Source organism: Kitasatospora sp. CB01950, assembly GCF_001905465.1.
Lineage (GTDB): Bacteria > Actinomycetota > Actinomycetes > Streptomycetales > Streptomycetaceae > Kitasatospora.
Map to the genome: position 1 here is coordinate 26,439 of NZ_LISX01000004.1, position 18,430 is coordinate 44,868.

Here is an 18,430-nt window from a genome sequence, read left to right on the forward strand (position 1 = left end):
CAACGGCCAGCCGTCGAACGCGGTTCCCGGACGGCCAGTAGTCTGTCGCTGGAATTTGTCGACTTCCATCGACATCGGCGCTCCGGAAGAGGCAGCCATCACCGAGTTCGGGCCCCAGCGAGTGGCCCTCGCCGACACCTACATCGGCGAGGACGCGGTGCTGACCTACGCCCGGGCCCAGTCGGCCCGCACCGGCATACGCGCGATCGGCCCCAGCGGCGGCGCGGCCCTGCGCCTGCTGGCCGCCGCGCTCGACGCCAAGGCGGTGGTCGAGATCGGCACCGGCACCGGCGTGTCCGGCGTCTACCTGCTGCGCGGCATGCGGCCCGACGGCGTGCTCACCACCGTCGACTCCGAACCCGTCCGCCAGCAGTACGCCCGCGAGGCCTACCTGGCCGCCGGGTTCGCCGCCAACCGGGCCCGCTTCATCCCCGGCCGGGCCCGCGACGTGCTGCCGCGACTCGCCGACGGCCAGTACGACCTGGTGTTCTGCGACGGCGACCCGGCCGACTCCGGTTTCCACCTCACCGAGGCGATGCGGCTGCTCCGGCCGCGCGGCGTGGTCTGCTTCGAGGGCGTCTTCCAGGAGGGCCGGCTCGCCGAACCCGAACTCGACGACCCGCAGACCCGCGCCGTGCGCGACCTGGTCGCCGACATCCGCGAGCAGGGCGACAGCCTGCTGCCCGCGCTGCTGCCGGTCAGCGACGGCCTGCTCTGCGCGGTCAAACGCTGAGCACGGGCCGCCGCCGGGGCCCGGTCCCCCGGTTCGCGGGCAGCGGAACGGGCCCGCTCCCCGCGAACCGGGGGACCGGGCCCGTCGAACACTCCCGGAGCGCCCGGGATGTGCGAGTGGCAGTACCTGCCTGAGTCAGCCGCAGGCCTTCTTCAGCGCCTCGCCCAGAGCATCGGCCTCGTCCGGCGTCAGCTCGACCACCAGGCGCCCGCCCCCTTCGAGCGGAACGCGCATGATGATGCCCCGCCCCTCCTTGGTTACCTCCAGCGGGCCGTCACCCGTCCGCGGCTTCATGGCCGCCATGCTCGTTCCCCTTCCTGCAACCGTTCAGGTACGCACCGGCAGTCCGTCCACCGCCGGTATCGAACGCATTGATCGGAAGCCATTATCCCGCATGCGACCGCTCGATGACCAACATCACTCTCTGCGCCAAGCCTCCCGAACCTGCATCAAGGCAGCGATTACCAGCCGAAAGCCGCATCCCGTCGCACTCCGACACGCCTTCCGGAGGTGCGCCACCTCACACTCCCCCACCCGGCCGCACTCCGGCATGCTGTGCCCACGACAGCCCACCGCCAGCCCACCGCGACCCGGGAGCCCTCACCGATGTCCGACACCGTGCGCTACCACCGCGACGGCGCCCTCGCCGTCCTCACCATCGACCGCGCCGACGCCATGAACGCCCTCGACGTCGCCACCAAGGTCGCCCTCCGGGACGCCGTCACCACCGCCGCCACCGACCCCGACGTCCGGGCCGTGCTGCTCACCGGCGCCGGCGAGAAGGCCTTCTGCGTCGGCCAGGACCTCAAGGAGCACCTCGGACTGCTCCACCACCAGCAGGAGACCGGCGAGAGCGCCCTGCGCACCGTCGCCGAGCACTACAACCCGCTGGTCCGCGCCCTCGCCGGGATGCGCAAGCCCACCGTCGCCGCCGTCAACGGCATCGCCGCCGGCGCCGGCGCCTCGCTCGCCTTCGCCTGCGACTTCCGGATCGTCGCCGACACCGCCGGCTTCAACACCTCTTTTGCCGGCGTCGCCCTCACCACCGACTCCGGCGCCTCCTGGACCCTCCCCCGCCTGGTCGGCCACGCCCGCGCCACCGAGCTCCTCATGCTCCCCCGCACCGTCCGCGCCGAAGAGGCGCTGGCGCTGGGCCTCGCCACCCGGGTCGTCCCCGCCGCCGAACTCGCCACCACCGCCCACCGGTTCGCCCTCACCCTCGCCGACGGCCCCACCGTCGCCTACGGCGCGATCAAGGAGTCCCTGGCCTACGGCGCGTCCCACTCGCTGACCGAACTCCTCGACAAGGAGGAGGAGTTGCAGACCATGGCCGGCAACAGCGAGGACCACCGGATCGCCGTGGACGCCTTCGTGGCAAAGCAGAAGCCCGCCTTCGTCGGCAAGTAACTCCCAAGGGGTGGAGCTCCCTTCACGCCATTCTCACCCCGCACTCCTGGCGAAGCCAGGGGCGCGGGGAAGTGCGCGAAGGGGAACGGCACTCTCGGTAGGTCCGTGGACGGCGAGCCGTGGCTGCTCGGGCGGCCTACCGCGCGTGGCAGTCGGCCAGGTGGTCGTTCACCAGGCCGCATGCCTGCATCAGTGCGTAGGCGGTCGTCGGGCCGACGAAGCGGAAGCCGTTCTTCTTCAGGGCCTTCGACAGCGCGGTGGACTCCGCCGTCACCGCCGGGACCTCTGCGAGCGTCCGGGGCGCGGGCCGGGTCGGGTCGCCCGCGTGGTTCCAGACCAGGGTGTCCAGTTCGCCGGGGCCGAGCTCAAGTGCCGCCCGTGCGTTGGCGATTGTGGCCAGGATCTTCGCCCGGTTCCGGATGATCCCGGTGTCGGCCAGCAGCCGCTCCACGTCGGCGTCCCCGAACTCCGCGACCTGCTCGATCGAGAAGTCCCGGAACGCCGCCCGGAAGCCTTCGCGTCGGCGCAGGATGGTGATCCAGGACAGCCCGGACTGGAACGCCTCCAGCGAGATGCGTTCGAACAGGGCCTGGTCCCCGTGGACCGGGCGGCCCCACTCGGTGTCGTGGTAGATCCGGTAGTCGTCCGCCGAGTCGCCCCACCCGCACCGCAGCAGCCCGTCCCCGCCGAGCACCGCGCCGGTGGTCACGAGTGGTCGCTCTTCTCGGCGTCCGAGGAGCCTTCGGAGGAGTCCTCGGAGGAGTCCTCGACGGAGGGCTTCTTCTCCAGCACCGCCGTGAACGACTCCAGCCCCGGCAGCGGCTCCCCGCCGGCCGCGCCCGTCGCCTCGACCGAGCCGCGCACCGCGCCGACCGCCTCCAGTTCGGCGATCCTCGCGTCGCGGAGGGCGAGTTCCGCGCCGAGCCGGTCGAGGACGTCGTCGACCTCGTCCATCCGGTAGCCGCGCAGCGCCATCGGCAGGCGCAGGTCGTCGACGTCGGTGCGGCTGAGCGGGCGGTCCTGCGGGAGGCGGGCGGTGACGCGGTCGTGCTCCGCCTCCGGAAGGGATCCGCCGCCGCCCAGCGCCACCAGTGCGGCGCCACCGACGACCACGGCCATCGCAACCACGATCACCCAGAACACGAGCTGTCCTCCGTCAGTCCCCGGTCGCCCGGTCGTCCCCGGCAATTCCCGTCGGCTTCGGCCCTCTGGCGGGATCAGGTGGGATCATGGTCCCGTACAGGCCGGGGCCCATCATTGCACCCGGGAGCGCTGAGGAGGAGACACCGGTGGCACTACGCCTCGGCACGCGGGAGTTCGGTCCGGACGAGCTGCTCGTGATGGCGATCGTCAACCGCACTCCGGACTCGTTCTTCGACCGGGGGGCGACCTTCGCCGACGAGGCCGCGTTCGCCGCCGCGGACCGGGCGATGGCGGAGGGCGCGGCGATCCTGGACATCGGCGGGGTGAAGGCCGGCCCGGGCGAAGAGGTCACCGTCGAGGAGGAGTTGCGGCGCACGGTGCCGTTCGTGGCGGAGCTGCGCAAGCGCCACCCGGACGCGGTGATCAGCGTGGACACCTGGCGGCACGAGGTCGGCGAGGCGGTCTGCGAGGTGGGCGCGGATCTGCTGAACGACGCGTGGGGCGGTTTCGACCCGAAGCTCGCGGAGGTCGCGGCCCGGTACGGCGCGGGCCTGGTGTGCACGCACGCGGGCGGCGCGGAGCCGCGGACGCGTCCGCACCGGGTGGGGTACGAGGACGTGATGGCGGACATCCTGGCGGTGACCGTCGGGTTGGCCGAGCGGGCGCTCGAACTGGGCGTGCGCCGCGACGGGTTGATCATCGACCCGGGCCACGACTTCGGGAAGAACACCCGGCACTCGCTGGAGGCGACCCGTCGGCTGCCGGAGATGACGGCGACCGGGTTCCCGGTGCTGGTGTCGCTGTCGAACAAGGACTTCGTCGGCGAGACGCTGGACAAGCCGGTGGACGAGCGCCTGCTCGGCACGCTGGCCACCACCGCCGTCTCGGCCTGGCTGGGCGCGCAGGTCTACCGGGTGCACCAGGTCGCGGAGACCCGTCAGGTGCTGGACATGGTGGCGTCGATCCGCGGCACCCGTCCCCCGGCGGTCGCCCGCCGGGGGCTGGCCTGACCGGCGGGCCGGCCCGGGCCGTCGGGGGCGGCTACGCTTCCGTCCCCTGCGGCTTGCGGGCGTCCTCCAGGACCTTGAGCACGTCGGCGACGTCGTCGGTGACGTGGAACAGGTCGAGGTCCTGCGGGCCGGCCTTGCCCTCTGCGACCAGGGTGTTCTTCAGCCACTCCACCAGCCCGCCCCAGTAGGCGCTGCCGAACAGGATGACCGGGAAGCGGGTGACCTTCCGGGTCTGCACCAGGGTGAGCGCCTCGAACAGCTCGTCCAGGGTGCCGAGTCCGCCGGGGAGCACCACGAAGCCCTGGGAGTACTTCACGAACATCGTCTTGCGGACGAAGAAGTAGCGGAAGTTCAGGCCCAGGTCGACGTACTCGTTGAGGCCCTGCTCGAAGGGCAGCTCGATGCCGAGGCCGACGCTCAGCCCGCCGGCCTCGGTGGCGCCCTTGTTGGCGGCTTCCATCGCGCCGGGGCCGCCGCCGGTGATCACCGCGTAGCCGGCCTCGGCGAGGGCCCGGCCGATCTCCACGCCGGCCTCGTACTCGGGCGAGCCGACCGCGGTCCGGGCGGAGCCGAACACGCTGATGGCGGTGGGGAGTTTGGCGAGCGCGCCGAAGCCTTCGACGAACTCCGAGGTGATCCGCAGCACCCGCCACGGGTCGGTGTGCAACCAGTCGGTCGGCCCGGTGGTGTCCAGCAGCCGCTGGTCCGTCGTCTCCGTCTCGACCTGGTCCCGCCGGAGCAGCACCGGGCCCTTGCGCTTCTCGGGCCACGGCTTCTTGGTCCTGCGGACGTGTCCTTCTCCGTTGGCTGTCATGACGAAACCCTACGCCTGACAAGGCAACTTTCCGAGGAACAACGGAAAACGGCTGTGCGACACCACCGGGCGCGGACATGCCGCTCCGACAAGCTACTTGGTGAGCCAGGCCCGCAGTCGCGCCTCGACGTCGGCGATCGCGGTCAGCGAGCAGTGCTCCTCGCGCTTGTGGGCCAGGTTCGGGTCGCCGGGGCCGTAGTTGACGGCGGGGACGCCGTGCGCGGAGAACCGGGCGACGTCGGTCCAGCCGAACTTGGCCCGGGGCTCGCCGCCGACGGCGGCCAGGAAGTCCTGGGCGGCGGGCTGGGAGAGGCCGGGCAGCGCGGCCGGGGAGGCGTCCACGATGTCGACCTGGTAGCCCTCGAAGACCTCCCGCAGGTGGGCCTCGGCCTGCTCCAGGCTGCGGTCGGGGGCGAACCGGAAGGCGACGTGGATCCGGCACTCGTCGGGAATGACGTTGCCGGCGACGCCGCCGTCGATGCGGGTGGCGTTCAGGCCCTCGCGGTACTCCAGGCCGTCGATGACGACCCGTCGCGGCGTGTACTCGACGAGCCGGCGGAGCACCTCGGCGGCCTTGTGGATGGCGTTGTCGCCGAGCCAGCTGCGGGCGGCGTGGGCGCGGACGCCGGTGAGCGTGATGTCGGCGCGCAGGCTGCCCTGGCAGCCGCCCTCGACGACGGCGCCGCTGGGCTCCATCAGGACGGCGAAGTCGCCGGCCAACCAGTCGGGGTGGGTGGCGAAGAGGTGGCCGAGGCCGTTGCGTTCGGCCTCCACCTCCTCGTTGTCGTAGAAGACGTAGGTGACGTCGTGGTTGGGATCCACCACCGTGGCGGCGAGCCGGAGTTGGACCGCGACGCCGGACTTCATGTCGGACGTGCCGCAGCCGTAGAGCAGGTCGCCCTCGACGTGCGAGGGCACGTTGTCGGCGATCGGGACGGTGTCCAGGTGGCCGGCGAGCACCACCCGCTGGGCCCGGCCGAGGTGGGTGCGGGCGACCACGTTGTTGCCGAACCGGTCGACGGTGAGGTGCGGGTAGGCCCGGAGCGCGGCCTCGACCGCGTCGGCGAGAGCGGTCTCCTCGCCGCTGACGGACGGGAAGTCGACGAGGCGGGCGGTCAGCGTCCCGCCGTCGAGGGTCAGGTCGAGGGGCTCGTTCGGGCTGCTCATGGCCGCCACCCTACCGAGCGGCCGGACGGCCCGGCAGCGGGGCACGCAACCGCACGGACCCGTACGACCGTCCGAGCGGTTACGGTGTCCGCGAACGGCGCGGACCCGATTCGGACCGCCGCGACAGGACGACGAGGGACGACGAGGAGAGGGGCGACCGTGGCCACAGACGCCGAGTACCCGGGGGGTGGCGCGTCCGAGCGCCGTCGGCGGCCGTGGTGGCGAATCCTGGTCGGGCTGCTGGCGCTGTCGGTGGTCGGCGGCCTGGTGGTGTGGCTGAACCGGGACAAGATCAGCGTCCCGGAGGAGGGGTGCAAGGTCGCCACCGCAGCGGGCTCCGGCAAGCTGGAACTGGGCGCGGCGGCGAACGCGGCGACCATCACGGCGGTGGCGATGTCCCGCGGCCTGCCCGAGCGGGCGGTGACGATCGCACTGGCCACCGCCATACAGGAGTCCAAGCTGCGCAACCTGGAGGGCGGCGACCGGGACTCGGTGGGCCTGTTCCAGCAGCGCCCCTCGCAGGGCTGGGGCACGGTCGACCAGATCATGGACCCGGTGTACGCCACCAACAAGTTCCTGGACGCCCTGGTGAAGGTGAACGGCTACGCGCAGATGCCGCTGACCGACGCCGCCCAGCAGGTGCAGCGCAGCGGCTACCCGCAGGCGTACGCCAAGCACGAGAACAACGCGACGCTGCTGGCGACCGTGCTGATGGGCCGTGAGCCGGCGTCGCTGAACTGCGTGGTGCACGAGCTGCCGCAGCCGGACGCGGCGGCCCCGCCGGCCACCGGCGTCTCGGAGCGGGTGCGCCGCGAGTTCGGCAAGGCGGTGACGGTGGCGGGCGCCGACCGGGCGCCCAAGGACCCGCGCGAGGTGCTGGCGTTCACCCCGCAGCCGACCGCGAGCACGGCGGGCGCGGGCGGCACCCAGCAGACCGGCTGGGCGCTGGCCCAGTGGTCGGTGGCGCGGGCGGCGGACCTGGGCATCGGGCAGGTCGCCTACGACGGCAAGGTGTGGCGGGTGGACCGCCCCAACGACGGCTGGAAGCCGCTGCCGAACGCCCCGGCGGACCGGGTGCTGGTGACGCTGGGCGCCCCGGCGAAGAAGAAGTGACGGCACCGACCGTGCGTTGACGCACAGATGCGCGGGTGACGGCCCACCGGGTGATTCGCGTCAACTCCCGCTGACGGCACGGCACTCGGCCGAGAGCCGACACGCCGGCCCGTCCGGCGCCCGGCGAATTCCTTCCCCGCCAAGGGAAGTGACGATTCTTCAGCACGTCGATCGTGGACGATCCGCACGGTTTGCCGGAAAGCGGATCGTCCGATCTTTGCCAACCCTTGACCTTGACCGGCCGAAACCTTCCCGGTGCTCTTGCGGTCATACACGTCGCCCGTGGGGCGAGCCGGACAGCTGTCCCGGCCGTCCGCCCGGCGGACCGTAGACCTCACCTCTTAGGAGCACCATGTCCCTCCCCCTCACGCGCCGGATCGCCCAGGCCGCGCTGATCGTCGCCGCCACCGCGGCGCCGCTCGCGGCCGCCGGTGCCGCCTCCGCCACCGAGGTGGTCCCGCAGACCGACCTGGGCGCGGGCGTGACCAAGCTGGCCAACGTCCCCAACTCGGGCGACACGGTGCAGGGGGCGACCCACGAGCTCGGCCAGATGGTCGGCACCACCGGCAGCGCGGCCCTCGCGGCGGGCGGCCCTGCGGCCGGCGACGCGGCCGGCAGCACCGTCGCGCACACCCTGCCGTCCACCGACGACGCGCTCGGCCACCTCGGCCCGGCCGCCAAGGCGGGCGAGCTGACCGGTGCGCTCGGCACGCTGTCCGACCGGGTCGTCCCGACCGTCGAGCAGAAGGTCGGCCCCACGGTCACCGACAAGGTCCTCCCGGCCGCCCAGAAGGCCACCGCCACCCCGATGCAGACCGTGGCCAAGGGCCTGCCGGTGGACCGGCTGGCGCACAGCCTGCCCGTCGCCGAGAAGCTCGACCCGGTCCTCGCCGCCGCCAAGTCGCTGCCCGTCACCGGCGCCGTGGCCGGCCTGGCCGAGCACGAGTCCGCCAACCGCCTGGGCGCGATGCCCTCGCTCGGCGGCGGCAGCAGCCCGCTGGGCGGCCTGCTCGCCGGCACCCCGCTGGGCGGCCTGCTGGGCGGCGGCCTGCCGATCGGCTGATCGCCACCGCACGCCCACACGCGGAAGGGGCGGAGCCGACCGGCTCCGCCCCTTCCGCATACCCGCGCGTCAGCGCTTGAGGCGCTCCACGGCGGCGGCCACCCGCTCGTCGGTGGCGGTGAACGCCACCCGCACGAAGCGGTCGCCCGCCGGGCCGTAGAAGTCGCCGGGGGCCACCAGGATGCCCAGCTCGGCGAGTTCGGCCACGGTCTCCCAGCACGGCTTGTCCTGGGTCGCCCACAGGTACAGGCTCGCCTCGGAGTGCTCGATCCGGAACCCGTACGCCTCCAGCGCGGCCCGCAGCGCACCGCGCCGCTTCGCGTACCGCTCCCGCTGCTCGGCGACGTGCGCGTCGTCGGCGAGCGCCACCGCGGTGGCGGCCTGCACCGGCGCGGGCACGATCATGCCGCCGTGCTTGCGGATCTCCAGCAGCTCGCGGACCACCACCGCGTCACCGGCCACGAACGAGGCCCGGTACCCGGCGAGGTTGGAGCGCTTGGAGAGCGAGTGGACGGCCAGCAGCCCCTCGTGGGCGCCGCCGCACACCGACGGGTTCAGCACCGACACCGGCTCGGCCTCCCAGCCGAGTTCGAGGTAGCACTCGTCGCTGACCAGCAGCACCCGGTGCTCCCGGGCCCACGCGACGGCGCGGCGCAGCTCGTCCGCGCCGAGCACCCGTCCGGTCGGATTGGACGGCGAGTTGAGCCAGAGCAGCCGGACCTTGCTGCCGTCCAGCTCGTCGATGTCGTCGTAGGCGACCGGCTCGGCGCCGCAGAGCAGCGCGCCGACCTCGTAGGTGGGGTAGGCGAGCTTCGGGTAGGCGACCTGGTCGCCGGGGCCGAGGCCGAGCTGGCCGGGCAGCCACGCCACCAGCTCCTTGGAGCCGACGGTGGGCAGCACCGCCTCGGGGCCGATCTCGGCGCCCATCCGGCGGTTCAGCCAGCCGGCGATCGACTCGCGCAGGGCGAGCGGGCCCCACACGGTCGGGTAGCCGGGCGTGTCGGTGTGCGCGGCCAGGGCCTGCTGGATCAGCTCCGGCACCGGGTCGACGGGGGTGCCGACGGAGAAGTCGCACAGCCCGTCCGGGTGGCTCTCGGCGGTGCGCTTGTACGGCTCGAGCTTGTCCCACGGGAAGACCGGCAGGCGGTCGGATACGCGGCGCGCCGCCCCCGGGTGGCCCGGGAACGGCGCGTGCGTGCTGTCGTTGGTGCTCACAGCGTGGATGCCACCGATCAGTGGTCGGCGTTCTGCGGGGGCAGGGCCGAGATGAACGGGTGGTCACGCTCGATCAGGCCGAGCTTGGAGGCACCGCCGGGCGAGCCCAGATCGTCGAAGAACTCGACGTTCGCCTTGTAGTAGTCCTTCCACTCCTCCGGAGTGTCGTCCTCGTAGAAGATCGCCTCGACGGGGCACACCGGCTCACACGCACCGCAGTCCACGCACTCGTCCGGGTGGATGTAGAGCGAGCGCTGGCCCTCGTAGATGCAGTCGACGGGGCACTCCTCGATGCACGCCTTGTCCTTCACGTCGACACAAGGCTGCGCGATGACGTAGGTCACGCTGTCGTTCCTCCTCGGAAGGGCTGCCGCCCTACTGTTTACTCGGTCGCGCGGTGCGCGCGGCGTCGTCGATGCCCGCACCTAGTATCGCGGGTCGGGGGACGCAAATGCACAGGAGGTGTGCTTGATGGTCGGCGGAAAGCCGCTCAGGGACCGTCCGGAGGTCCGGATAGACCCGTCTGACGTGGGAAGACGCGTCTCGGTACGGCGTGTTGACGGCGTGGCGGACGGACGGCCGGTGTTCCGCGATGTGATCGGCGTGCTCACTTCCTGGGACGACGACGGGTTGACGGTGGAATCCCGCGGCGGCGTGTCGGCGCACTTCGGGTCCGAACTGGTGGTCGCCGGCAAGCCGGTTCCGCCGTTCCCGGCCCGGAACGTCCCGGTGCCCGGGGCCACCCCCGCCGAACTCCAGCGCACCGCCGGCCGCGGCTGGCCCGCGATCGAACAGCAGCCGCTCGGCGACTGGCTGTTGCGCGCCTCGGCCGGCTTCACCCGGCGCGCCAACTCGGTGCAGGCGCTCGGCGACCCGGGCCTGCCGCTGGACGAGGCGCTGGACGCCGTCCGCGACTGGTACGCGGCCCGCGGCCTGCCCGCCCACATCGAAGTGGTCGAGGGTTCCTCGGCACCCGAACTCGACGGCCTGGGCGAGCACTTGGCCCCGACCACGGTCCGCACCGCCCCGCTCGGCGCACTGACCGGGGCGGCCGCCCCGGACAGCTGGCGGCAGGTCCGGCTCTCCCGCACCGCCGACCGCGACTGGCTCTCGCTGTACCGCCGCGTGGGCGACGACCCGGCCCTGGAGTCCGCCGCGAGCGCCGTCCTGCACGGCGGCCCCTCGGTCTGGCTCGCCCACGTGCCCGGCCCCGACGGCACCCCGCTGGCCATCGGCCGCATCGTCGTGGACGGCGCCTGGGCCGGACTCTCCGCCGTCGAGGTCGTCCCGGCCGCCCGCCGCCGCGGCCTGGCCACCACCGTGATGGCCGTGCTCGCCGCCCGCGCCGCCGAGGAGGGCGCCACCGGCGCCTACCTGCAGGTCGAGGCCGACAACCACGGCGCACAGGCGCTCTACGACCGGCAGGGCTTCACGACCAGTCACACTTACCACTACGCCCGCCTCTCCCAGCGGTAGCGTGCACCACCAGAACCGAGCCACGACCCCGCTGCCGAACCGAAGGCCGCAGTGACCGAGCAGAGCAGAATCCGCTTCCGAGACGAAGCCCGGGCCGAAGACCCCGACCCGGTGCTGCTGTGCCTGCTCGCCGCCGCCGAGCACACCCTCGGCGACCCCGGCGACAGCGCCGAACCGCCCGACCTGGACGCCGTCCTGAGCGCCTGCCGGACCGCCCTGGACCGGCACGCCGCCGCCATCCGCCAGGCCGTCGCCGAACGCCGCCCGAGCAGCCCCGAGGAGACCGCCGCGCTGCTCGCGGCGGTGCTCGGCGGCCGGGAACGCTTCCACGGCCGCCAGTCCGACTACCTGCGGCTCGAATCCTCCCTGCTCCCGGAGGTCCTCCGGCGCCGCCGCGGGCTGCCGATCATGCTCTCCCTGGTCTGGTCCGCGGTCGCCGCCCGAGCCGGCCTGACCGTCCACGGCATCGCCCTGCCCGGCCACTTCATCGTCGCCGTCGGCGGCCCCGCGAGCGGCGACGACTACGTCCTCGCCGACCCCTTCCACGGCGGCCGCATCCTCGACGTCCCCGACATCGAACGCCTGGTCGCCGCGGCCGGCGGCCGCTTCACCCCCGACCTGCTCACCCCCGCCCAGCCCCTCGACACCGTGCTGCGCGTGCTCGCCAACATCCGCCACTGGGCCGCCGAACGCCCCGAACACGCCCGCACCCAGCTCTGGGCCACCGAACTCGCCCTCCTCTTCCCCCGCCACCCCGCCCAACTCCGCCTCGAACGCGCCGAGTTGCTCGTCAAGACCGGCGATTTCCTGGGCGGCGCCGCGGAGATGGACGCGTACGCGGAAATCCTCGACGCCTTCGACCCGGACAGCGCGAGGCGCGTCCGCCAGGAAGCGAAAGCCTCGCGGCACCGGCTGAACTGAAGCACCGCCAGGGGCGCGGGGAACTGCGCGACCAGCGCACACCACGTCCGCAAGGTCGCGATCACGTGCAGGTCATTGTCCTGCGTCGCGATCTTGCGGTGGGGCGCCTTCCGCTTCGCGCGGTTCCCCGCGCCCCTGGTTGTTCTCCTACAGCCAACCTTTTTCTCTCGCGACCCGCACCGCCTCGGCGCGGTTGCGCGCCGAGGTCTTCTGGATCGCCATCGACAGGTAGTTCCGCACCGTCCCCTCGGAGAGGTGCAGCCGGGCCGCGATGTCCGCGTTGACCGCGCCGTCCGCCGCTGCCGCCAGGACGTCGCGTTCGCGGGCGGTGAGCGGGTTGGGCCCTTCCGAGAGGGCCGCCGCGGCCAGTTTCGGGTCGATGACCTTCTCGCCGCGCAGCACCCGCCGGATCGCGTCGGCGAGCTCCGCGGCCGGCGCGTCCTTGACCAGGAACGCGTCCGCGCCGGACTCCATCGCGCGGCGCAGGTAGCCGGGCCGGCCGAAGGTGGTGGCGATGACGACCTTGGTCTGCGGCCGGACACGGCGGATCTCCGCGCAGGCGTCGATGCCGGTCATGCCGGGCATCTCGATGTCGAGCACCGCCACGTCGATCCGGGAGTCGACCACCGCCGCCGCCACCGCGTCCCCGCGGGCGACCTGTGCGACGACGTCGAGGTCGTCCTCCAGCGAGAGCAGCGCGGCGAGCGCCTCCCGCACCATGCCCTGGTCCTCGGCGAGGAGTACGCGTACCTGTCCGTCCGTCACGGGGCGCAGCCTATTCCCCGGTGGGGCCGGGTCGCAGCGGGACGAGGGCGCGCAGGCGGAAGCCCTTGCCGCGGTCGGCGGGGCCGGCGTCGAGGCGGCCGCCGACCTGTTCGAGGCGTTCGCGCAGGCCGGAGAGGCCGTTGCCGGGGAGGGACTTGCCGGGTCCGGGGCCGTTGTCGACGATGTCCAGGACGGCGTGGCGGCCGTCGTCCTCCCAGGTCTCGTCGAGGTGGACGGTGCAGCGGGTGGCGCCGACGCCGTGCCGGACGATGTTGGTGACGGCTTCGCGCAGGGCCCAGGCGAGGGCGACGGATTCGTCGGTGCCGAGGCCGGGGCGTTCGTCGAGCAGCCGGGGGTCGGCGTCGAGTTCGATCTGGCTGGCGCTCAACGCGGTGCGAGCGGCGGCGAGTTCGACGGCCAGGGTGGGGCGGCGGAAGCCGCTGACGGCTTCCCGGACGTCGGTGAGGGACTGCCGGGCGACCTGTTCGATGTCGGCGACCTGGGCGCGGGCCTCGGTGGCCTTCCCGGCATCCATGAGGCGGCCGGTGAGTTCGCTCTTGATGGCGATCAGCGAGAGCGAGTGGCCGAGCAGGTCGTGCAGGTCGCGGGCGAGGCGCAGCCGTTCCTCGGAGGCGGCGAGGTGGGCGACGGCGGTCCGGGCTTCGCGCAACTCCCGCATGGTGGCGACGAGTCGTTGCATGCCGAGCATGGCGAGTCCGGCCAGCACGCAGGGCAGGCCGATGCTGACCAAGGTCCCGAGGTCGGCGTGGCTGGTGATCCCGACCGCGGCGAACAGGCCGGTGGTGGCGAGGACGCCGATGGGGCCGAGCCGTCCGGGCAGCAGGACCGCGACGCACACCGAGGTATACGTGAACAGGGTCAGCCAGGCCTCGCCGAGGGCGTACGAGGTGCCGACGGCGATCGCGGCCATCAGGCCGAGCGGCAGGTAGCGCTTGGTCTGCCGGACGCCCGGGTGGTGGCGGATCACCACCAGGGACAGGTAGGCGGTGAGGAAGACGGCCAGCAGGACGGCGCCGGCGGTGGTCGCCGCGGGGGTGTGCTGACCGGTCGCCAGGTCCTGGACGGGGTAGGCCAGGTAGACCGCCCAGACGGAAGTCCAGGCGAGCTTGGCGAGCAGTTGCCGGCGGGTCTCCACGGGCGCGCCCGGGTACGTGGTCCAACGGCCGTCCGGCCCGTCCTCCCCGTACTGGTCGGGGCGGCGGGCCGGGCCGGTGGTCTGCATGCGGGCCATCATGCCTGCTGCGCGTCCTTGCGGTACAGGTAGGCCGCGGCGGCGGCGAACAGCGCCAGGAAGCCGGCGAGGGCGAGGACGGCGGAGGTCGCGACGGCCTGGCCGTGGATGAACGTGGCCAGCTGGTTGTAGTCGTAGACGGGGTTGAACCGGGCGTAGGTCTTCAGCGAGTCGCTGACCGGGAACCAGGTGCCGCCGAACAGCGCCATCAGCATGTAGACGATCATCACGGCGGGCTGGACGGCGTCCGGCTGGGCGGCGTAGCCGAGGGCGACGCCGAGCGCGGCGAACACGAAGCTGCCGAGCCACAGGGCGGCGGCCAGGCCGAGCCACTGGACGGCGGTGAGGTCGACGCCCTCGATCGCGCCGATCGCGAAGACCACGGCGATGGCGGGCAGCGTGGTGACGGCGCAGGCGGCGATCTTGCCGATGGTGTAGGCGTGGCCGGGCAGTGCGGTGAGCCGCAGTTGGCGGGTCCAGCCGCTCTTGCGCTCCAGCGAGATCCGCTGCGCGGAGCCGGTGAGGACGGCGCCGACCGCGCCGAAGGTGGCCATCGAGACCATGAAGTACGACTTGACGGAGACGCCGCCGGCCACTGTGCCGCCGCTGCCGTAGGCGCTGATGAAGAACACGTACAGCAGGGCCGGGTAGAGGACGGTGAACATCAGGTACCGCTTGTTGCGCAGGGTGCGCAGGATCTCCAGCTTGATCAGGGTGGTCATCGCGCGCTCTCCTCGTCGTCCTTGTCCTGCTCGCCGGTGATGGTCAGGAAGGCCTGCTCCAGGCCGAGGCTGGTGACCTCCAGCCCGCGCGGGTACAGGCCGGCCTTGTAGAGCGCGGCGACGCCCGCGTCGGCGTCGGTGGAGCGGATCCGGACCGTGTGCACGCCGTCGGTGCGGGTGCCGATGTCGAGTCCGACGGTGCCGGGCAGGGAGCGCAGCAGGGCCTCGTCGAGCCGGCCGCCGTCGGAGGGGTGCAGTTCGAAGCCGATCCGGCGGGCGCCGGCCTTGGCCTTGATCTCGGCGGAGGTGCCGTCGGCGATCAGTCGGCCCTTGTGCAGGACGAGGACGCGGTCGGCGATGGAGTCCGCCTCCTCCAGGTAGTGGGTGGCGAACAGCACGGTGCGGCCGGCGGCGGCCTGGGCGCGCATGGCGTCCCAGAACTGTCGGCGGACGGAGACGTCCATGCCGGTGGTGGGCTCGTCCAGCACGATCAGGTCGTTGGCGCCGGCCACCGCGAGGGCGAACCGGACGCGCTGTTCCTGGCCGCCGGAGAGCTTGTCGACGCGGCGGTCGGCGATCTCGGTGATGCCGGCGGTCGTCAGCACCTCGTCGGGCGTGTGGCCCTTGGGGTGCACCTTGCAGGCGAGGGTGACCAGTTCGCGGACCTTGACGTCGCTCATCAGGCCGCCGCTCTGCAGCATCGCGCCGACCCGGCCGGAGGTGATCGCGTCGCGCGGGGCGCCGCCGAACAGTTCGACGGTGCCGCTGTCGGGTTCGCGCAGGCCGAGCAGCAGGTCGAGGCTGCTGGACTTGCCGGCGCCGTTCGGGCCGAGCAGGGCGACGGTCTCGCCCGGCCGCAGGACCAGGTCGAGCCCGTTCACCGCCTTCACCCGGCCGTAGTTCTTGCTGACGTTCCGGAAGGCCGCGACCTCCCCCGTTCCCGTACCCATCTGTCTCTCAGTCCCTTCGGAGCCGTTTCTCTGCGACTCCTCAAGACTCCTCGGAACGGGGGTGTCGGCGGCAGTGTGCACCGTCGTGACGTCCGCATGACGGATGTCACGGGCGCACCCGTTACGCCATGCCCAGGGCGTCCTTCAGGAAGCGCACCTGGAGCAGCAGCAGGTTCTCGGCGACGTCCTCCTGCGGCGTCATGTGGGTGACCCCGGACAGCGGCAGCACGGTGTGCGGGCGGCCGGCGGCGAGCAGCGCGGTGGACAGCCGCAGGCTGTGCGCGACGACGACGTTGTCGTCGGCCAGGCCGTGCACGATCATCAGCGGTCGGCGCAGCGAAGGCGCCAGCGCCACCACGGAGTTGGCCTGGTACGCCTCCGGCTCCACCGCGGGGTCGCCGTAGTAGCGCTCGGTGTAGTGGGTGTCGTACAGGTCGTGCTCGGTGACGGGCGCGCCGGCCACCGCGGCGTGGAACACGTCGGGTTCGCGGAGCACGGCGGCGGCGGCCAGGTAGCCGCCGTAGGACCAGCCGCGGATGGCGACCCGGCCGAGGTCGAGCGGGAACTCCTCGGCGAGCGCGTGCAGCGCGTCGACCTGGTCGGTGACGGTGATCTCGGCGGTGCGCCGGTTGATGGACTTCTCCCAGGCGGGGCTGTGCCCGGGGGTGCCGCGCCCGTCGGCGACGATCACCGCGAAGCCCTGGTCGGCGAACCACTGCGAGGTCAGGTGCGGGTTGTGGGCCTGCACCACGCGCTGCCCGTGCGGGCCGCCGTACGGGTCCATCAGCACCGGCAACTGCCCGTCGGTGTCCGGGTCGTAGCCGGTGGGAAGCAGCACCGCGCAGGGGATCCGCCGCTCGCCGGCGAACCGGAACAGCGGGCGGGCGGTCAGCAGCGGGGTGGCCGCGTGGGAGGCGATCACCAGCGGTTCGGCGCCGTCCCGCAGCACCTGGACGACGGTGCCGGGGCGGAGCGGGTCGGCGGTGGTGAGCACGGTGGTGCCGCCGCCGCGCACTGCGCCGAGCGCGCCGTCGCCGAGCTCTCGCACGCCGTCCGGGCCGTACGCGAAGACGCCGAGCCAGCCGGGCGCGCGGCGCTCGAACTCGGCGGCGCCGCAGGAGGCCGAGAACAGCACCTGCTCGGCGTCCACCCCGAGCACCGCGCGGACGTGCAACTCGGCGTCGGTGACGGCCTGTTCGCCGATCATCAGGACCCGGACGCCGTCCTGGTCGGCGATCCGCACCAGCTGCCCGTCGGTGCGCCGCACCGGGACGCCGTCGAACAGCTCCAGCCAGTCCTCGTCCCGCTCGGCGAGCAGCACGGTGGTCGCGCCGGTGCTCGGCTCGACCTCAAGCACCAGCTGTTCGCGCTGGTCACGGGCCTGCACCTGGAGCAGCGGCAGGCCGCCGGCCGACCAGTGCACGCGGGCCAGGTACGGGTAGGCGGCGCGGTCCCAGCGGATCTCGGTGCGGGTGCCGTCCAGGCCGAGCAGCCAGAGGCCGACCTCGGCGTTGGGGGTGCCGGCCGCGGGGTAGGCGATCTCGACCGGCGGTCGCTGGGGGTTGGCGGGGTCGGCGATCCACCAGCGGCGCACCGGCGTGTCGTCGACCCGGGCGGCGAGCAGCGCGCTGCCGTCGGGGGCCCACCAGTGGCCGCGGTCGCGGCCCATCTCCTCCTGCGCGACGAACTCGGCCTGCCCCCAGGTCACGTTCTCGCCGTCGGGCCCGGCGAGCAGCCGGTCGCCGCTGCCGTCGAGGGCGGTCACCCGCAGCTCGCCACCCGGCGTGGCATAGCCGACGTGGCTGCCGTCCGGGCTCGGCCGCGGGTCCAACAGCGGTGCGGCGGAGGGAAGTTCACGCGCCTCGCCGGTCTCCACGTCGACCGCGAACAGCCGGCCGGAGAGGACGAACACCGCGGCACGCCCGGCGGCGTCCAGGGCGTAGCCGACGATTCCGGCGGAGGTCTCCCGGCTGCGTTCACGGCGGGCCTTCTCGGCGGCGGACAGCTCCTCGGCGCCGCCGCCGAGCAGCACCGCCGGGTCGGCGAGCACGGTCTCGACACCGGTCGCGACGTCCAGGCTCCACAGCAGGTTGGCGGGCGCGTCGACGCCGCGGGAGCGCAGGAACAGCACCCGGGCGCCGTCCGGGGAGACGGTGAACGACCGGGGCGCGCCGGTGGTGAACCGGTTGGTGCGCGCGTACTGCCGGGGGAAGGTGTCGTGCGGCTTCTCGGTGGTCATGGCGCCGAGACTAAGCCCTGCCCGGCCGGCCCCTCACTCGTACGGCGCAGCCGTCCCGAACCGCGACGTACGGCCGTTCGGACCGCCCCTGACCGGGGGCGCTGTACCCGAACGAGGCCGTCGCGACACCCCGGGGAGGCTCACGGAACGTCACCCTCCGGTCACCGATCGGGTATCTGTTGACCATCGTTCGCCCGCTGCCCCTCCCCCGGGGGCGGCGCACCCGAGGAAGGGTGTGAGCCGTCATGGCTTTGTCCGTCTCCGTCGCTGTCCTGATGCTGTTCGTGGTCTGGCTCCTGGTCCGCCGGTCCGGCCTGAAACTCGGCCACGCGCTGGTGTGCACCCTGCTGGGCTTCTATTTGGCGTCCAGCTCGGTCGCGCCGTCGATCCAGGAGGTGACGGCCAACCTGGCCGGGATGATCAACAGCCTGAGGCTCTGA

20 protein-coding genes are annotated in these 18,430 nt (G+C 73.0%); 8 read left to right on the top strand and 12 right to left on the bottom strand.

Annotation, left to right across the window (positions count from 1 at the left end; all coding sequences use genetic code 11):
- The first annotated feature begins 55 nt into the window (after positions 1-55).
- A complete protein-coding gene (locus AMK19_RS12095) occupies positions 56-733 on the top strand; it encodes an O-methyltransferase (protein ID WP_380467724.1) in 678 nt (225 codons plus the stop codon).
- 135 nt (positions 734-868) lie between these two features.
- Here AMK19_RS12095 and AMK19_RS12100 read toward each other — a convergent pair whose 3' ends face one another.
- Positions 869-1,036, bottom strand: a complete 168-nt coding sequence (locus AMK19_RS12100) for a DUF3117 domain-containing protein (protein WP_014137929.1) — start codon at positions 1,034-1,036, stop codon at positions 869-871.
- A 303-nt stretch (positions 1,037-1,339) separates the two neighbouring features.
- Between AMK19_RS12100 and AMK19_RS12105 the strand changes: the two genes are divergently transcribed.
- Positions 1,340-2,140 (top strand): enoyl-CoA hydratase/isomerase family protein, encoded by an 801-nt coding sequence (locus AMK19_RS12105; RefSeq protein ID WP_073810971.1) that lies wholly within the window; start codon positions 1,340-1,342, stop codon positions 2,138-2,140.
- 136 nt (positions 2,141-2,276) lie between these two features.
- Here the strand turns inward: AMK19_RS12105 and AMK19_RS12110 are convergent, their stop codons facing one another.
- Positions 2,277-2,849, bottom strand: coding sequence for a DNA-3-methyladenine glycosylase I (locus AMK19_RS12110; protein ID WP_073810972.1), 573 nt, complete (start codon positions 2,847-2,849; stop codon positions 2,277-2,279).
- Positions 2,846-3,283 (bottom strand): DivIVA domain-containing protein, encoded by a 438-nt coding sequence (locus tag AMK19_RS12115; protein ID WP_073810974.1) that lies wholly within the window; start codon positions 3,281-3,283, stop codon positions 2,846-2,848. The genes AMK19_RS12110 and AMK19_RS12115 overlap by 4 nt, the downstream gene beginning before the upstream one ends.
- Positions 3,284-3,480: 197 nt before the next feature.
- Between AMK19_RS12115 and folP the strand changes: the two genes are divergently transcribed.
- Positions 3,481-4,293 carry a dihydropteroate synthase gene (folP, locus tag AMK19_RS12120; protein ID WP_073811674.1) on the top strand — a complete coding sequence of 271 codons (813 nt, stop codon included), beginning with the start codon at positions 3,481-3,483 and terminating at the stop codon, positions 4,291-4,293.
- A gap of 31 nt (positions 4,294-4,324) precedes the next feature.
- Here the strand turns inward: folP and AMK19_RS12125 are convergent, their stop codons facing one another.
- Together AMK19_RS12125 and dapE are read right to left on the bottom strand one after the other, a co-directional pair.
- Positions 4,325-5,107 carry a TIGR00730 family Rossman fold protein gene (locus AMK19_RS12125; protein ID WP_073810976.1) on the bottom strand — a complete coding sequence of 261 codons (783 nt, stop codon included), beginning with the start codon at positions 5,105-5,107 and terminating at the stop codon, positions 4,325-4,327.
- A gap of 93 nt (positions 5,108-5,200) precedes the next feature.
- Positions 5,201-6,274 (bottom strand): succinyl-diaminopimelate desuccinylase, encoded by a 1,074-nt coding sequence (gene dapE, locus AMK19_RS12130; RefSeq protein ID WP_073810977.1) that lies wholly within the window; start codon positions 6,272-6,274, stop codon positions 5,201-5,203.
- A gap of 159 nt (positions 6,275-6,433) precedes the next feature.
- Here dapE and AMK19_RS12135 point away from each other — a divergent pair, with 159 nt between their 5' ends.
- Positions 6,434-7,387 carry a hypothetical protein gene (locus AMK19_RS12135; RefSeq protein WP_073810979.1) on the top strand — a complete coding sequence of 318 codons (954 nt, stop codon included), beginning with the start codon at positions 6,434-6,436 and terminating at the stop codon, positions 7,385-7,387.
- Between the two features lie 352 nt (positions 7,388-7,739).
- Positions 7,740-8,450 (top strand): hypothetical protein, encoded by a 711-nt coding sequence (locus AMK19_RS38605; RefSeq protein WP_073810981.1) that lies wholly within the window; start codon positions 7,740-7,742, stop codon positions 8,448-8,450.
- 69 nt (positions 8,451-8,519) lie between these two features.
- Here the strand turns inward: AMK19_RS38605 and dapC are convergent, their stop codons facing one another.
- Together dapC and fdxA are read right to left on the bottom strand one after the other, a co-directional pair.
- Entirely contained in the window at positions 8,520-9,665 is a 1,146-nt protein-coding gene (dapC, locus tag AMK19_RS12145) for a succinyldiaminopimelate transaminase (protein ID WP_073810983.1), read from the bottom strand.
- A gap of 17 nt (positions 9,666-9,682) precedes the next feature.
- Positions 9,683-10,009, bottom strand: a complete 327-nt coding sequence (gene fdxA, locus AMK19_RS12150; RefSeq protein ID WP_073810985.1) for a ferredoxin — start codon at positions 10,007-10,009, stop codon at positions 9,683-9,685.
- A 127-nt stretch (positions 10,010-10,136) separates the two neighbouring features.
- Between fdxA and AMK19_RS12155 the strand changes: the two genes are divergently transcribed.
- Positions 10,137-11,141 carry a GNAT family N-acetyltransferase gene (locus AMK19_RS12155; protein WP_073810987.1) on the top strand — a complete coding sequence of 335 codons (1,005 nt, stop codon included), beginning with the start codon at positions 10,137-10,139 and terminating at the stop codon, positions 11,139-11,141.
- 51 nt (positions 11,142-11,192) lie between these two features.
- Positions 11,193-12,062, top strand: a complete 870-nt coding sequence (locus AMK19_RS12160) for a transglutaminase-like domain-containing protein (RefSeq protein ID WP_073810989.1) — start codon at positions 11,193-11,195, stop codon at positions 12,060-12,062.
- A 147-nt stretch (positions 12,063-12,209) separates the two neighbouring features.
- On the opposite strand, the gene AMK19_RS12165 is transcribed toward AMK19_RS12160, so the two are convergent.
- The 5 genes from AMK19_RS12165 to AMK19_RS12185 all read right to left on the bottom strand — a co-directional run bounded on the left by AMK19_RS12165 (position 12,210) and on the right by AMK19_RS12185 (position 17,990).
- On the bottom strand, positions 12,210-12,827 hold the full coding sequence (locus AMK19_RS12165) for a response regulator (RefSeq protein ID WP_073810991.1): 618 nt from the start codon (positions 12,825-12,827) through the stop codon (positions 12,210-12,212).
- Between the two features lie 10 nt (positions 12,828-12,837).
- Positions 12,838-14,070 (bottom strand): sensor histidine kinase, encoded by a 1,233-nt coding sequence (locus tag AMK19_RS12170; RefSeq protein ID WP_083646788.1) that lies wholly within the window; start codon positions 14,068-14,070, stop codon positions 12,838-12,840.
- 8 nt (positions 14,071-14,078) lie between these two features.
- A complete protein-coding gene (locus AMK19_RS12175; protein ID WP_073810992.1) occupies positions 14,079-14,801 on the bottom strand; it encodes an ABC transporter permease in 723 nt (240 codons plus the stop codon).
- Positions 14,798-15,751 (bottom strand): ABC transporter ATP-binding protein, encoded by a 954-nt coding sequence (locus AMK19_RS12180; protein ID WP_073810994.1) that lies wholly within the window; start codon positions 15,749-15,751, stop codon positions 14,798-14,800. The genes AMK19_RS12175 and AMK19_RS12180 overlap by 4 nt, the downstream gene beginning before the upstream one ends.
- A gap of 121 nt (positions 15,752-15,872) precedes the next feature.
- Positions 15,873-17,990, bottom strand: a complete 2,118-nt coding sequence (locus tag AMK19_RS12185) for a S9 family peptidase (protein WP_073810995.1) — start codon at positions 17,988-17,990, stop codon at positions 15,873-15,875.
- 245 nt (positions 17,991-18,235) lie between these two features.
- On the opposite strand from AMK19_RS12185, the gene AMK19_RS12190 reads away from it, so the two are divergent.
- Positions 18,236-18,430, top strand: coding sequence for a DUF2304 family protein (locus tag AMK19_RS12190; protein WP_073810997.1), 195 nt, complete (start codon positions 18,236-18,238; stop codon positions 18,428-18,430).

Coding starts and splice junctions, on each gene's coding strand:
- AMK19_RS12100 (WP_014137929.1), bottom strand. CDS start 1,036: ATGGCGGCCATGAAGCCGCGGACGGGTGACGGCCCGCTGGAGGTAACC.
- AMK19_RS12105 (WP_073810971.1), top strand. CDS start 1,340: ATGTCCGACACCGTGCGCTACCACCGCGACGGCGCCCTCGCCGTCCTC.
- folP (WP_073811674.1), top strand. CDS start 3,481: ATGGCGATCGTCAACCGCACTCCGGACTCGTTCTTCGACCGGGGGGCG.
- AMK19_RS12125 (WP_073810976.1), bottom strand. CDS start 5,107: ATGACAGCCAACGGAGAAGGACACGTCCGCAGGACCAAGAAGCCGTGG.
- dapE (WP_073810977.1), bottom strand. CDS start 6,274: ATGAGCAGCCCGAACGAGCCCCTCGACCTGACCCTCGACGGCGGGACG.
- AMK19_RS38605 (WP_073810981.1), top strand. CDS start 7,740: ATGTCCCTCCCCCTCACGCGCCGGATCGCCCAGGCCGCGCTGATCGTC.
- AMK19_RS12155 (WP_073810987.1), top strand. CDS start 10,137: ATGGTCGGCGGAAAGCCGCTCAGGGACCGTCCGGAGGTCCGGATAGAC.
- AMK19_RS12170 (WP_083646788.1), bottom strand. CDS start 14,070: ATGCAGACCACCGGCCCGGCCCGCCGCCCCGACCAGTACGGGGAGGAC.
- AMK19_RS12175 (WP_073810992.1), bottom strand. CDS start 14,801: ATGACCACCCTGATCAAGCTGGAGATCCTGCGCACCCTGCGCAACAAG.
- AMK19_RS12180 (WP_073810994.1), bottom strand. CDS start 15,751: ATGGGTACGGGAACGGGGGAGGTCGCGGCCTTCCGGAACGTCAGCAAG.
- AMK19_RS12185 (WP_073810995.1), bottom strand. CDS start 17,990: ATGACCACCGAGAAGCCGCACGACACCTTCCCCCGGCAGTACGCGCGC.
- AMK19_RS12190 (WP_073810997.1), top strand. CDS start 18,236: ATGGCTTTGTCCGTCTCCGTCGCTGTCCTGATGCTGTTCGTGGTCTGG.